This is a genomic window from Domibacillus antri, assembly GCF_001936625.1.
In the GTDB taxonomy this organism is placed as follows: Bacteria; Bacillota; Bacilli; order Bacillales; family Domibacillaceae; genus Domibacillus; species Domibacillus antri.
In genome coordinates this window covers 1-14,310 of the sequence record NZ_MSDU01000034.1, presented here as the reverse complement: position 1 = coordinate 14,310, position 14,310 = coordinate 1, and the positions used below count along the sequence as shown (strand labels likewise).

Sequence of the window (14,310 nt, the reverse complement as noted above, 5' to 3'; positions counted from 1 at the left end):
GGATATGACAAAAGCACAATTAAACATTGATCTGCCCGGTATTAACAGCGTGATTACCGTACCGAATCGCGCCTCTTTGCCGTTGACCGGGCAGGAAGATGCACTCTACCTTGTGAAAATAGACGAAACAAATGAAAATAGGCCATCTATTTACCATTTTGATGGGCTTGAATATGAAATGATCGGAAGCGGCGGAGGGGGTGGCGGCGCGCAGATCTATCAGCAAATCACACGGCTTGGCGTAGTGGCCAGCTCAACAGCCCCGCGCGTTTATGATATTACGATTGAGCCAACATCCACGTTTTTGCGTGCACCGCTTGAAGTATTAATATTTCAAGGCGGTATACAAAACGTTGTAAAAACAGAAGTTGGATTTGATAATTCTGACGCAGCTGATTTTGACGAATCGGAATATGTCATTTTTGACGGGGCGATGAATCTGAAGACAAATTATACTTATCAGATGACTGAAGACGCAACATGGGTAGAGAGCGGTACGCTCCTGAAATGCGCAATTAATATGGGGAATTTTAAGAAAATCGACAAAATTGTTATTTCTTGAAACAATATGCTTTTCATCTAGAAATAGGGTGGTGGAAAAATGGCTGGTACAGCAAAACCTATTGTGAGTGGTTTGAAACAAGAGGCACAATATACTCATATTGGAGGTGATCTTTATGATGTTCAAACAGGCTCCGGTTTGTTTGATGGAACACAAGTTAATGAGTGGAATACGAATAAAGTCGCTTATTGGAATGCGGCGGGCACATACGTAGAAGTTGACATTCTGTCGAATAAAGTGAACATTTGGAGAAGTGGGACAACAACATGGCCAACTTACACGGGTGCTTTTGTAATAAAAAAATGGAATGAATCAACTTTAGTGTATGACGATGTGACATCTTCATATCCACAAGCAATCACTGCGATAAATGAAACTCAATGGGAGAAAACTATCTCAGATTTACCTAAAGGGAAATATCGATTTGAATACAGTTCAGCGTTACGCATGGATTCAGAATGGTATATAGAATTGAATACCTCCAATAAAACGCTCATTTTTAATGGTGGAGAATACAAGAAATACGATGATGCAACAACATCTTGGGTATCCGTTTCAACTACCACGCCGACACAGGCGCAGTTTGAGTCAGATGGTATGGATTCAATTCCTGACTGGTCAGCTTTAAGTCTGCTTGCAGGTAATATTGAAGTTGTCACCTGGACAGATGAAGATAATGCGATTAGAAATGTTAGCAAATCAGCAATACCGCAAGATCAACTTGTCCAGATGACAAGGGACATTAACATACGCAGTATTGAAAATATCGACTCCTTTTCGCTTAACACTCTGATTAGCGGACAAGCTATTGTCAAAACAGCCGTATCGTTCGACAGCGGGGTTACATGGTACACAAGGTCAGGAACCGTATGGGCCGTAATTCCGATGGACTTAGCAAGTATGAAAGCTGACGGCATGACACCGGCTGTATTAAATGCTCTTACAACGGTGGAATGGACAGAACTGCGGGGAACAAGCGACACCGTGCGCTTTGCCTATCTGCTGTCAGCAGAAGAAGTGACAGACACGCTGGAGGTACGAGATTTAGTTTCGCAAATGGATATGCGGGGAACTTGGAAAAAAGCTGCGCATCCGACCATTTACGATTACGAATACCCTTTTAATGACCAGCTGCGTGTGACGATCTTTGCAAGTGGTGATTATAAAATCAATTACTAACACCCTCGTAGGTGTATTTTTTATGGTCAAAAACCATGTCGCCTCTGGGCGGCATTTTTTAAATAGATAAACGATTTAAAAGGATGTGTTGAAAGTGACTATGGCTTTAGTTGGACTTGTCTGTACAGTCGTGGGTGTTTTGCTCGGAATACTCACATTTGGCCGAAACCGAGATAAAGATATACGGCAGGATGCGGCAGATGCCGCTACCATTCGCACCAAGCTGGATCATATCAGCTCAGGGGTGGACAGCATTCGAGTGGATTTCAAAGCAACTGTTCAAAGAGTAGAGGACTTAACAGAGCGTGTAACAAGGGTAGAAGAATCAGCAAAGCAAGCACATAAACGCCTGGATAACATGGGTGAGAGGAGAACTGCAGAATGAATGGAATGCAGGAAATTATGGTATTAGCGACGATTATCGCACCTATTATCGTCGGTCTTGTCGAGCTAATAAAACGGTCGGTTGCATTAAAGAGAAATTTTGTGCCGTTAATTGCTCTTTTGGTTGGTTTAGTGGTTGGTATTACCGCTACACCTTTTACAACATTAGATATTGTGTACCGGTTGTGGGCTGGCGTTTTCGCCGGTCTTTCTGCAACCGGTCTTTTTGAGCTTGTTAATCAGCGGACAGGATACACGAAAGGGGCGGATGAAGATGAGTAAACTCTTAAACGATGTTGGACATGGCCGGAACACATACCCGCCAAGCAAGGGAGTGCCCGGACTGCCGGAACACACTTTTAATGCAGCGGTTGGCCAGGAAGTAAAACGGCTGCTGACCGGTAAAGTTTCCACGTATGAAGCGCAGCCTTTCGGGGGATTAGACGTTTCCCTGAATGAGCGGACTCGTCAATATAATGCTCAGTACGCCAAAGATAAAACCGCTATTGGTATTTCTCATCATGCCAATGCAAACGCGGATCCGTCACGACGTGGATTCGGTGTTTTTTATTGGCACACAAGTAAGACGGGGAAAGCACTGGCTGAATCGCTCTTATCGGAATACAAAAAAGAGTTTCCGGATCTTCCTATTTGGGGATCCGGACTTTTTCCATCTGTACCGGGAACATGGACAAACCTGCATATGTGCCGGGAAACAGATGCGGCTTTTCTGTTAGTTGAGTGGGGGTTTATGACGAACGTAGAGGACCTTGCCCTTCTTAAATCGGACAGTTACCGCAAGCGTTGTGCCCTTGTGACAGCCCGTACAGTGTGCAAACATTACGGTATCACCTTCAATACGGGAAGCACTTCGCCAGCAGGTACTCCATCGACAAGTACTGCACCAAAAAAGGAGGAATCCAAATTGTTTGTTCCATCAAATAACGCCATTAAAAATTCTACTCGTACAGTATTAACTCGCCTAGTAGAGAAAGATCCAAATGGTATTGATCCATCGTGGGTAGAAAAATTGGATAAGGGAACGCTGACTGAATCTGATGCGACAGGCTTGCTGTTTGTAGCTGTTGAGCGCGGATTAATTAAAGGAGAAAAAACAGCTAATTAAACATAAAGCCCGGCACTCAAACGAGTACCGGGCCCTTTCTTTATCTCCAGTGTTTCTTCCAGTTTCTAAGCACCCAATCTGGGTCACTAAACTGTATACCGTCGTAATCATCCCAGATACCTGTTTTAGGGTCTAAGTAAAGCTCAAAAAACATCGGTCCGTAACCCGGTATATCGTTTGCAATTAAATATAGATTCTTCCCTTTAATCATTGGTCTTTTCGTATAAGTAGCACCAACGATATACGTTAACTTACCATTTCTCATATAGTAGAGATCAGCCGACTCCGATTCGAATCCGTCGTCGTTAGAAATCGCCAAAAGATCCGGTTGCCCTTTGAATTGCGCAGGGTAGATATGGACCGATTTATTACGAGTGTTTACTGTATAGTTTTTATATGCAATTTTAGCATCTTTAATATGACTTAGTTTCGGATCGCGTGTGTATAATTTGTAATTCGCATTATAAAGCACATCGCCTTCTTTTGTGTTAAATCTTAATCCTGACCATTTATACTGCGGATTCTTTGATGCTTTCGCATTTGTTTCTTTGCTGCTTGGTGCAAAATAAATGGTGTACGGCTTACCGTTTGCATCCTTAATTGTGTACGTTACACGGCTTTGACTCGGTTTGATCGGGTTTGCTGCTTCTGCTGGGTGATATGTACTAAAACACAAAGCGAAGACCGCAGACAGCATAATGAATAATTTCACTTTTATTTTCAATAAAATCCCTCCTTTTCCATCTATAATACTATGAAAATAGAAGGTATGTAAGAGGGGACTTGAACATTTGCTCATAAATATTTGTCTAAAGCTTCCTCAAACGAGCAAACGTCAATAATCCTTTCACCCAGCATTGGCATGGCGCCGCACGTAAAGTGCACTACGCTATGAATGTGGGTGATACCTACACGATCACTCGCCTGGATCACATTTTGGCAATGCGGGCACACCATAACAATTTCCTCTTCCACATACGATCAGCTCCTTTACAAATAAGGTAACAGGAAGCACCTTAATATGTAAAATCACGATAAATCAATCAACAAATTTGGTAGATACAATATCTCTTATGTATCGCTTGAATCTGCAGAAGAAGCACGGGCGCTTATTGAAGCGGAGCATGGATACAACCCAAGAATTAAATCGTACAGCGAAAGTAGATGAAATAGAAAGAGCCCCGACATCGGGGCTCAAATTCGTTATGAATCTAAATCTAAATGCAGAGTGAATTTTTCATCGTTGTAGTTATTACTTACATATGGAGTCAAAATAATTGAATTATTGACAGAAGGTAATGAATCAAAGTATATTTCCCCCTCAACAGTTTGACCAACTTTTATACCGTTATAATCAAAACTGTCGAGATAATCATCTTTTCCAAGATAATCAACTAGCATGTTATCAGCATAAAAACTCCAAGAACTTGCTCTTAAAAAAGCGTTTCTATTTCCATTATTTGTTATCTTGATTTTGAAAGCAGTTGTATTGTTGATTTCACTGATAGAAATGATAGTGATCGTCATGCCAGTTAAACTTGAATGTAATGTATAAGGAAGGTCGCTTTTCTTAATGATCTCTTGTTCAGTATGCTGCGGTTTGTTGGTGATTTTTGCACCCATTGTTATGGGATCATATAAAACCTCTGCTCCCAACATTTCTGCAGCATCGCGTAATGGCACATATGTTGTTCCATCTACATACCAAGTTGGTTTTTTGACTTTTCCCCCATCCACTTCAAGAGAAATTCGGTTTTTATGTATTTCTTCTTTTTCAACTGTAGCGAAGTCCCCACGAGGTGTTTTATATGTCTTTACTACTGTTCCTGCGTATACCCCAGATCCAAATACAGACAAAGCTAACGATGATATTACTACTTTTTGTTTTAAAGATTTCTTCAAAAAATCTACCCCTTTATTAAATAGTTAATTAAACATGATTCTATTTTCCTATTAGGCAGATCAGAAATCTATCATTTTCGTTCGACAAATATCGACAGTAAGGAGCCGGTTATCTAAATTCTAAAAGTTCACTAACATCTTTGATATTTAATGCCTGGCAAAATGCTGCGACTGTTATTTGCCGACGTCTATATGTAGGCATGTAGATATCGGCAAGAAAATGAATTGAATCGAACGGAATCAAATATATAGAAGAAACGCGTTTTTGGGGGCTTGGGGGAGCTGGGGGGATTATCAACGCATTCCATTCGTCATCAAAAAAAATAAAAAAATCCCTGAAACCTTGTTGTTAAAGGAATCAGGGATTTTTAAAATGAACGTATCTTTTTGTGGTAACGTCCTCGATAGGAATCGAACTCATATTAGTCACTATTGTCAACAACACAGTAACAATACAACCCAAATAAAAAAATGACGAGTTTCCCCGCCATTTCCCCGCCCTAATTTGGGCGTTTTTTTATTTAAGATTCAGAGTCAATATTTTAAAACCGTGATATGAAGCTGTTTTGAGGGAATGATTCTTTAAGATTCTTGGTCATCCGTTATGATATTTATACATCTATACTGACAGTCTCTAAAGTATTAAACATTGTAACTTTCAAAACAAGTGTGACCGGCCGCAGCCAGTCATAAATATTTTTTCGATATATCCTTGAAAGAACCTTCATTAACAATCTGCTCACCAGGACGCGGCCAGGCTCCACAATATAAATGAACGACACTGTGCATTTAAGTTATCCCCACATGATCGGTTTCCCGTATTTCTTCTCGGCAACGAGGACAAAACATAACGGCCTTTTCTTTCTTCTTCCACATAAAATCAGCTCCTTTACGTAAAAGATAGCAGGACCTTTGTTTATACGTAAAGTCGCGATAAATCAACTCTTTACCTCTTAAAAATAAGTTCTCTATATTAATGAAGGAACGCAACTGTGATTCATAGTGATGATAACGGTTTACTGAGTGACTATAGGTGACCAAATAGGTGACCAAACAATTAAAATCACTTGAAACACCTGTTCTTAATATTCGGTATAATTGTTGGTATAACAGTATTATTTGATAATATACAAAATAGTTAAAAACACCGAAAAAGACTATGAATATACTTTATCCTTATCTTGACTTTATTATTGTACCCTTCCGCTGCATAAAAAGCAATCCTATGTAATATAAAGGGAAAGGAGGGATGAGATGGTTTGCCAACATTGCGGGTACAAGCTGACATACTGGCAGAAAATGAAATCGCTTTGGCCATTTTGACGGAAAGTGACGTGTCCGACTTGTCAGCGCATTCAATATGACCGTCTCCATGAACCATGGCGGCTCGGTGTGTTATATGTCATTCCGTATGCACTGTTTATTCTATTGTCTGCTTTTCATTTTCCGGCATGGATCAGCGTCATTATCTTAATCGTGAGTTATTTATGCCTTTTCTTTATGTGTTGAGCAGTAAAGAGGAGATGTGGTAAAATAGCGTTCTTTCGCAGCTGAAGAACGCTATTTTACGGTTGGGGAAACTTTTCTTATAAAAGGAAACAATTGTCATCTGAACATTTTTATCGCAATTGACAAGACGTTTAAAATAAGAAAAATATTCTCAAGTTCCATATAGAGGAATAATAAAATTGGCTAACAAGTTCAAATTCTTTAAGCTAAAAATGTATTTTGAATACGCTTACATAAAAGGAGGAGGACAAAGTGCGGAAAGTAAATGCAACAGATGTAATGGCTCAAAGTAAGTTTAATCGTTTTCATTTATTGGTTTTTTTATGGTGTGTTTATGCTATTGCATTTGATGGGTATGACATCGCCATGTATGGTGTCGGGCTCCCGCTGATGATGGAGGATTTCGGATTAACAGCGGTTGAAGCAGGTGCGGTGGGCAGCTATACCCTCATTGGCATGATGGTCGGTGCGTTCGTTTTTGGCCCTCTTGCAGATATGATCGGCCGAAAAAAAGTATTGGCCATCTGTATGTTTTTATTCAGCGTCTTTACCCTTTTGGCGGGACTTGCCCCATCCATTACGGTATTTACCATTATGCGCTTTATCGCTGCGCTGGGAATGGGCGGCCTTATGCCGAATGTCATCTCATTAATGACGGAATATTCACCGAAAAAGAATCGTGCACTTATTGTGGCAACGATGTACTGCGGTTATTCAATCGGAGGCATTCTTGCTTCTCTCATCGGTATGTATATTATGGAGGGATTTGGCTGGAGAGTTTTGTACTGGATCGGTATTATTCCGCTCTTCACATTGCCGTTTTTCATGAAAAAGTTTCCTGAATCCTTATCGTATTACATTGTCCGAAATCAAGGAGAACAGTTAGCGTCCATTTTAAATAAAGTGGATCCGACAGGAAATTATAAAGCAACAGATGATTATGAGTTTGCCAGTGCGAAAGAAAATGCAAAAGGATCTCCTGTGAAAAAGTTGTTCCAGCAAAACCGCATGATCAGCACATTTGCTTTCTGGACAGCCGTATTCTGCTGCCTTCTTATGGTGTACGGATTGAATACGTGGCTGCCTAAAATTATGCAGGCGTCCGGCTACGGATTGACATCCAGTCTTTCATTCACTCTCGTCCTCTGTGTCGGACAGATCGGCGGATCACTGTTTGGCGGCTATCTTGTAGACCGGATCGGCCACCGGAAAGTGCTTGTTTCCATGTACTTCATTGGTGCTGTCACTTTTGTTGCGCTGAGTATGACATCTAATTTAATGTTGTTATACATTTTAATTGCTATTGGAGGTGCGTGTACAGTTGGGACACAAAACCTCGCAAATCCATACATTTCCGAATTTTACCCGAAAGAAGTACGGGCAACCGGCATGGGCATTGCACTTGGTTTCGGACGGATCGGAGCCATTTTAGCACCGATTCTTGTCGGATTCCTCCTTGCGGCTAATCTTGAACCGCAAAATGCGTTTATGGCGTTCGCTGTTCCCAGTATACTTGGTGGTATCGCGCTTCTTTTTATTCAAGAAAAATACGGAAGTTTCGATAAGCTAGGGATGGAACCGAAAGAAAACCTTGTTTTAAATCAATCGGCTGTCAAATGATTATGAGAACGCTGTAAAAAGAAAACGGATTTTCACTGGGAAAGAAAGATAAAAAAACAGACCAAATAACGATTTTTGGTCTGTTTTTTTCAATCGATCTTTAAATAGCAGAAAATCAATCTATAGAGAGGGAAGTACGGAATAAATCATTCTCTACTTTTTTTAGTGAATGGGATTTAATATAAGGTCTGGCAGCCCCGCAATCTATGGCCTGATGCGGACGTGTGTGCCGACGGGAACTATTCTTGCCAATTCCTCCACATCCTTGTTGTACATGCGGACACACCTCAGTGAAACATATTTCCCGATTGAGCTTGGATTTTTTGTTCCATGAATCCCATATCCTTTTTTGGATAAACTCATCCACATTGTGCCATAAGCCCCCTGGATTGGGTGCTTTATTTATAATAATGATATCTCCTGTCGGTGTTTCGTGAAGCATTCTGCCAACTCCGATTGGATAAACTTTTCTCAGTTGTTGGTCGTATCGTAAAGTCAGTGTTCTATTTGATAGAGAAATAATAATGGAATAAGGAATCTGGCCTGCAGAAGAAAAACCTGGCACGATTATTTTCTGTCCAACGTAGATCCTGTTCGGGTGTATACTTGGATTTGCGGTAATAATTGCTGCTAATAAAACGCGATAATCTTCGGCAATGGATGAAAGAGTTTCTCCAGCTTTAACGCTATGGATCATGATTGGCCTCCAATCATCAAGTTGATTACTCATCCTGTTCATTGTCTTTTTTGATTTAGAACTTGAATAATGCATCATTGCTTAAAAAACGAATTATTATATCGTTAATTTCTGTTACGTTCGCTATTTTGATGTTAAATGTACTTGAAACGTTTAAAATGATACGATATTATGATCAAATAACGGATGTTGAGGAGAGTGAACAATGAGTGGATTACAGGCAAAAAAAGTGATGTTGTTAGGATCAGGCGAGCTTGGTAAGGAAGTGATCATTGAAGCGCAGCGGTTAGGGGTGAAAACGGTTGCGGTAGACCGGTATGAAAACGCGCCGGCAATGCAGGCTGCCCATGCCTCTCATGTGATCAATATGCTCGATGGGGGAGCGTTGCGCGCGATTGTGGAGCAGGAAAAGCCCGATTATATCATTCCCGAAATTGAAGCCATCGCGACCGAAACATTGATGGAACTGGAGAAAGAAGGCTATCATGTTGTTCCGACTGCAAAAGCGACGAATTTAACAATGAACCGTGAAGGGATCCGTCGTTTGGCGAGTGAAACACTTGGCCTTCCAACGGCAAACTATGCATTTGCAGATACGCTGGATGAGCTGAAAGATGCGGTTGAGAAAATTGGCACACCTTGTGTTATTAAGCCGATTATGAGTTCTTCAGGAAAAGGACAAAGTGTGTGCCGCTCAATCGATGACGCAGAAACATCGTGGGATGCAGCGATGGAAGGGGGGCGGGCGAAGAAAACACGTGTAATCGTTGAAGAGTTTATTACTTTTGAATCCGAAATCACCCTCTTGACCGTCCGCTCTGTTTCAGGAACTACATACTGCGCGCCAATCGGTCATATTCAGCAGGACGGTGATTACATTGAGTCATGGCAGCCGCATGATATGACGGAAGCGCAAATTGCCGAAGCGGAAGACATTGCGAAAAAAATTACAGATGCCCTCGGCGGCTACGGATTGTTCGGCGTGGAATTGTTTATTACACCAAACGGCATTGTGTTCAGTGAGGTATCACCACGGCCTCATGATACAGGCATGGTGACGATGGTGACACAGGGTCTTTCTGAATTTGCGATTCACATCCGGGCGATTTTAGGTTATCCGATTCCAGCAATACGGCTTATCTCACCTGGAGCAAGCCGTACAATCAAAGCTTGGGAAGAACATGCATCTTACAGCGTGAATGGCATCGAAAAAGCATTGGAGACACCGGATACGCAGGTGCGCGTTTTCGGGAAACCGGAAACAAAAGTCGGCCGCCGGATGGCTGTTGTGCTGAATGCAGCAGAAACCACAGAAAAAGCACGTCAACAAGCTGACAAAGCGGCTTCTTATATCAAAGTTGACTACCATTTCTGATTATTGGTGAAATGCGAAAGGGACTGTCTTAATAATCTTATTGAGACAGCCCCTTTTTCTATGATGCATCTGACTGTAGTGCTTTCAAAATCGCTTTCGTTTCCGCTATTTTTTGCTCATCACCTTGCTCCATATAATCATGGAGCAAGCTCAAATAATAATCAATTTCTTTATACTGCATTTCTTTTGTCAGCATCATCGTTTTCTTATGATTTTGCTCTGTACGGAGTTCAAACTGAATATCTCTATTTAATAGAAGTAAGATGTCTTCATCAATAATTTTCGCATAAATCATTTCCATCGTGTTCTTGTGGCGGATAAAAGCAAACTGGTTATTCGCTTTTGCGTGATATACATTTAAAATCATTGTGCCTTGGTCAAATCCCCAAAAAATTAAGTAGTGCTGCTGGGCCATTTCGTGAACCATGCTTTTTAACTGCTCCTTTGAAACGTGAAGAGACAAGTTTTTATGTTCAATCATAATAACACCTCTTTCCGTAATAAAGTAAGCGTTTACATTTATTTTATTATATGATAAAACAGGGATTTAGTTCAAGTGCCGGACTTGTTTTTTACCAGTCCGGCCTTTCTCTTTCCTGCATTTCCTCGGTTGCCGTCTGCAAGTCATACATGGTAATCTCGAATAGTGAATACTCTCCTGATTCCACCCGTTTATCAGCAGCGGCTTTTAAAAACCTTGGCGACCCCTCTTTTTCTTCATCATAAACGAGCAGTAGGGCATCCGTATTATCGAGGGAAAATTCATCTCTGGCCTTAAACTGCCATGGTGCAATGTATGGTTTTTTTGACACTGCATCCACAAAATCCGCTTGACTTATGATCATATTGTAATGCTCCTGCCGCTCTTCTTTCCAGTTTTTCTCCTGTTCCAAAAAAGGCATTAATACGCCAAGCTTCAAATCGGCAAATTCATCTTTCAATGCTAAAACGACTTCGGCGCCCCATAATTCCACCCCCGGCTGGCCGCCGATGATGACCCATTCCAACCCTTCTTCCAATAACGATCGCAGCTGTTTTTCGATCGCAGCTTTAACGATGAAAATGCCGGGATTTTTTGTATCCCAAATGCCAAGCTCGTGGCTTTTATAGCCGGACAGCAGCACGGTTTTAATCAATTGAATCACCTCATAGCTAATTATACACTTAACTTAATTCGTTCTCTCCTCTTGGCTTTTTTTGCTCCGCGGTATGGTAAAATAAAGAGACTATATCAATGAAGGAGCACATAATGAAAGTTTTTACGATAGAAGGACTCATCAAAACGCTTGGTGAAAAAACGCTGTTTAACAATATTTCGTTTTCTATTTCAGAAGGGGATAAAATCGGCGTTCTCGGCATTAACGGAACAGGGAAATCGACGCTGCTTAATGTGATTGCCGGGCTGGACGATTACGATGCCGGTTCTAAAGACCACCCGAATGATTACTCCATTTCATATTTGCCGCAAAATCCGCATTTCGATGAACAATCGACCATTATGGATTTTCTTTACGCAAGTGACTCGCCTGTATTTAACGTGATCAAACAATATGAACAAACACTTTTGAAGCTGCAAGAAAATCCGAATGATCCGGATGTACAGAATCAATTAATGAAACACCAGCAGCAAATGGATGAGCTGAACGCGTGGGATACGAGTGCGGATGCAAAAACCATTTTGACGAAGCTTGGCCTCCCCGATTTTTCAAAAAAAATATCGGAGCTGTCAGGCGGACAGAAGAAGCGGGCTGCTCTGGCGAAAACGCTCATTGAAACGCCTGATCTGCTGATTTTGGATGAACCGACAAACCATCTTGATTATGACAGCATTAAATGGCTTCAGGAATACTTAAAAAAGTATAAGAATGCTGTGCTGTTCGTGACGCATGACCGGTATTTTTTAGATGAAGTAACCGATAAAATATGGGAATTAGAGCGCGGGAAGTTGTATGAATATAAAGGGAATTACGCCGACTTCCTTGAATCGAAAGCGATCCGAGAAGAAAATGAATCACTTGAGCAGAGCAAAAAGGAAAGTTTGTTTAAAAAAGAACTGGCCTGGATGCGAAAAGGGGCGAAAGCGCGGACCACGAAACAAAAAGCGCGCATTCAGCGTTTTGAAGCACTTGATGAGGATGTGAAAAATAAGGCGAAGCAAGAGTCGCTGGAAATTGAACTCAGTGGGGCGCGGCTCGGGAAAAAAGTGCTTGAGCTGAAAAACATCTCGAAATCGTTTGCAAACCAGCGGATTTTACATGACTTTTCATTTTTATTTAAACGTGGTGACCGGATTGGCATCGTCGGCCAAAATGGGAGCGGCAAATCAACGCTCTTAAATATCGTTTCCGAACGGGAAGAAATCGATTCGGGGGAAGTAGATACAGGACAGACAGTAAAAATTGGCTACTATACGCAGGAAAACGCAGATATGGATGATAACTTACGGATGATTGAATACATTCGTGAGACGGCAGATTCAATTCAATTGAAAGATGGCAGCCACATTTCAGCGGCACAAATGCTGGAGCGTTTTTTATTTTCAATGCATACGCATGGCACTCCGATCCGCAAGCTGTCTGGCGGGGAGAAACGAAGACTGTATTTATTAAATATTTTAATGTCCGCGCCGAACGTATTGCTTTTGGATGAGCCGACAAATGATCTTGACACTCAAACCTTGACCATTCTTGAAGACTATTTAGAGGCCTTCCCGGGGGTTGTCATTACTGTTTCACATGACCGCTATTTCCTCGATAAAGTATGTCATCAGCTGCTTGTCTTTAAAGGGAAAGGCGTCGTCGATTTTTATTACGGCAGCTACTCCGAGTTTTTGGAGGAAAAAGAAGCGCCGGCTGAACCGGAAGTGAAGACGGCACCTGTTTCGCAGTCTCGTCCCGAAAAGAAAAAGAAGATGTCTTATTCGGAAACGAGAGAATGGGAAACCATTGAAGATGAAATGGAGGCGGCCGAACAGCGCTTAACAGAGATTGCGGCGGAAATGACCACAGCAGGCAGTGATTTTGACAAACTGCGGATTTTGATGGAGGAAGAAGCGGAATGGAAAGCAAAACTCGATCATATGCTGGAGCGATGGGAGTATTTAGCTGAAAAAGCAGAGGGATAATGAACTTAAGCAGGAATTTGGTAAATTGAATCTTAAAGGTATAGAATACAAGAAGAAATTGCTTTTGAAATAAACAAACGAATAGGAGATCGAAACGATGAAGTGCAAAGTGAATCAAAAAGCGGCAAAAGCATTAAAAATAATGCTTGAAATTCCCGAAGCAGAAGGAAAGATGATCCGGGTAGAGGTGACGGAGCTGCACGGCAACCATGCTCATTACGGCATCAAATTGGATAAGCAAAAAGAACACGATGTTGTTGTCAAAACGGACAAAGATATTGATATTCTTTTAGACAGCAGAGAAGAATTTCTGGACGGTATCTTTGTTCAGTACTTTTTTGTCCCTCAAGAAGGATTTGTTATTACCAATTCCTCTAAAGGACACCATCATCACCATTAATTTAAAGATGGGGTCTTGGATATCCTAAGTGATGTGGACCATCATGTCAAAAAGTCCGATTCTAATAATTAATTCCCAGATCCAAAAAATTTAATTTTGGGCCGGTTTCCAGGCAATAATGGCCGGGAAAGTGGAAGACGAATTTTCATTTATACGCTTAAATCCATTCAGACATGAACGTTTTCGTGCGTGTCTTTTTTCAAATGGTCATATATAACGGATAAAATATACCACGCATGCTGATCTTAAATAATCTTTCAAAAATAAACGACAAACAATAATATGTGCATTTTATATGCAAGACACAGCGATGCATGGATAAAAAACAATCCCATCCATTAATGGCGGGATTGCACGCGTGTTGATTATGAATAAACTTCCAGAAATACACGCCAAAAAAGCGATGCCGTCTTGTAAAATGTAAGTACGCCC

13 protein-coding genes and 1 pseudogene are annotated in these 14,310 nt (G+C 41.2%); 9 read left to right on the top strand and 5 right to left on the bottom strand.

From position 1 onward, the window contains the following. Positions 1-4: 4 nt before the first annotated feature. The 5 genes from BTO30_RS13435 (at position 5) to BTO30_RS13415 (ending at position 3,251) form a co-directional block, all read left to right on the top strand. Positions 5-562 (top strand): hypothetical protein, encoded by a 558-nt coding sequence (locus BTO30_RS13435; RefSeq protein WP_075399231.1) that lies wholly within the window; start codon positions 5-7, stop codon positions 560-562. 39 nt (positions 563-601) lie between these two features. Beyond that, positions 602-1,741, top strand: coding sequence for a hypothetical protein (locus BTO30_RS13430; RefSeq protein WP_075399230.1), 1,140 nt, complete (start codon positions 602-604; stop codon positions 1,739-1,741). Between the two features lie 100 nt (positions 1,742-1,841). Then, on the top strand, positions 1,842-2,126 hold the full coding sequence (locus BTO30_RS13425) for a hypothetical protein (RefSeq protein WP_075399263.1): 285 nt from the start codon (positions 1,842-1,844) through the stop codon (positions 2,124-2,126). After that, positions 2,123-2,407 (top strand): holin, encoded by a 285-nt coding sequence (locus tag BTO30_RS13420; RefSeq protein ID WP_342743415.1) that lies wholly within the window; start codon positions 2,123-2,125, stop codon positions 2,405-2,407. Before BTO30_RS13425 ends, BTO30_RS13420 begins: the two co-directional genes overlap by 4 nt. Continuing rightward, positions 2,400-3,251, top strand: a complete 852-nt coding sequence (locus BTO30_RS13415) for an N-acetylmuramoyl-L-alanine amidase family protein (RefSeq protein WP_075399229.1) — start codon at positions 2,400-2,402, stop codon at positions 3,249-3,251. Before BTO30_RS13420 ends, BTO30_RS13415 begins: the two co-directional genes overlap by 8 nt. Before the next feature lie 40 nt (positions 3,252-3,291). Here BTO30_RS13415 and BTO30_RS13410 read toward each other — a convergent pair whose 3' ends face one another. Both BTO30_RS13410 and BTO30_RS13400 read right to left on the bottom strand, forming a co-directional pair. Next, positions 3,292-3,975, bottom strand: a complete 684-nt coding sequence (locus BTO30_RS13410) for a hypothetical protein (protein WP_075399228.1) — start codon at positions 3,973-3,975, stop codon at positions 3,292-3,294. Between the two features lie 479 nt (positions 3,976-4,454). Further along, positions 4,455-5,153, bottom strand: coding sequence for a stalk domain-containing protein (locus BTO30_RS13400; RefSeq protein WP_075399226.1), 699 nt, complete (start codon positions 5,151-5,153; stop codon positions 4,455-4,457). Positions 5,154-6,914: 1,761 nt separating this feature from the next. Between BTO30_RS13400 and BTO30_RS13395 the strand changes: the two genes are divergently transcribed. Continuing rightward, positions 6,915-8,282 (top strand): MFS transporter, encoded by a 1,368-nt coding sequence (locus BTO30_RS13395; RefSeq protein WP_245796474.1) that lies wholly within the window; start codon positions 6,915-6,917, stop codon positions 8,280-8,282. A gap of 204 nt (positions 8,283-8,486) precedes the next feature. Here BTO30_RS13395 and BTO30_RS13390 read toward each other — a convergent pair. Then, positions 8,487-8,979, bottom strand: a pseudogene (locus BTO30_RS13390) (L,D-transpeptidase family protein). 205 nt (positions 8,980-9,184) lie between these two features. Between BTO30_RS13390 and purT the strand changes: the two are divergent. Then, a complete protein-coding gene (gene purT / locus BTO30_RS13385) occupies positions 9,185-10,354 on the top strand; it encodes a phosphoribosylglycinamide formyltransferase 2 (RefSeq protein WP_075399225.1) in 1,170 nt (389 codons plus the stop codon). A gap of 58 nt (positions 10,355-10,412) precedes the next feature. Here the strand turns inward: purT and BTO30_RS13380 are convergent, their stop codons facing one another. Both BTO30_RS13380 and BTO30_RS13375 read right to left on the bottom strand, forming a co-directional pair. Next, positions 10,413-10,835, bottom strand: coding sequence for a hypothetical protein (locus BTO30_RS13380; protein ID WP_075399224.1), 423 nt, complete (start codon positions 10,833-10,835; stop codon positions 10,413-10,415). 91 nt (positions 10,836-10,926) lie between these two features. Further along, on the bottom strand, positions 10,927-11,490 hold the full coding sequence (locus tag BTO30_RS13375) for an SLOG family protein (protein WP_075399223.1): 564 nt from the start codon (positions 11,488-11,490) through the stop codon (positions 10,927-10,929). A gap of 113 nt (positions 11,491-11,603) precedes the next feature. Here BTO30_RS13375 and BTO30_RS13370 point away from each other — a divergent pair, with 113 nt between their 5' ends. Both BTO30_RS13370 and BTO30_RS13365 read left to right on the top strand, forming a co-directional pair. Further along, positions 11,604-13,478, top strand: coding sequence for an ABC-F family ATP-binding cassette domain-containing protein (locus tag BTO30_RS13370; protein ID WP_075399222.1), 1,875 nt, complete (start codon positions 11,604-11,606; stop codon positions 13,476-13,478). Positions 13,479-13,575: 97 nt separating this feature from the next. Then, positions 13,576-13,878: an iron-sulfur cluster assembly accessory protein gene (locus BTO30_RS13365; protein WP_075399221.1), complete on the top strand. Its 303-nt coding sequence runs from the start codon at positions 13,576-13,578 to the stop codon at positions 13,876-13,878. Positions 13,879-14,310: the final 432 nt, after the last annotated feature.

Coding starts and splice junctions, on each gene's coding strand:
- BTO30_RS13435 (WP_075399231.1), top strand. CDS start 5: ATGACAAAAGCACAATTAAACATTGATCTGCCCGGTATTAACAGCGTG.
- BTO30_RS13430 (WP_075399230.1), top strand. CDS start 602: ATGGCTGGTACAGCAAAACCTATTGTGAGTGGTTTGAAACAAGAGGCA.
- BTO30_RS13425 (WP_075399263.1), top strand. CDS start 1,842: ATGGCTTTAGTTGGACTTGTCTGTACAGTCGTGGGTGTTTTGCTCGGA.
- BTO30_RS13420 (WP_342743415.1), top strand. CDS start 2,123: ATGAATGGAATGCAGGAAATTATGGTATTAGCGACGATTATCGCACCT.
- BTO30_RS13415 (WP_075399229.1), top strand. CDS start 2,400: ATGAGTAAACTCTTAAACGATGTTGGACATGGCCGGAACACATACCCG.
- purT (WP_075399225.1), top strand. CDS start 9,185: ATGAGTGGATTACAGGCAAAAAAAGTGATGTTGTTAGGATCAGGCGAG.
- BTO30_RS13380 (WP_075399224.1), bottom strand. CDS start 10,835: ATGATTGAACATAAAAACTTGTCTCTTCACGTTTCAAAGGAGCAGTTA.
- BTO30_RS13370 (WP_075399222.1), top strand. CDS start 11,604: ATGAAAGTTTTTACGATAGAAGGACTCATCAAAACGCTTGGTGAAAAA.
- BTO30_RS13365 (WP_075399221.1), top strand. CDS start 13,576: ATGAAGTGCAAAGTGAATCAAAAAGCGGCAAAAGCATTAAAAATAATG.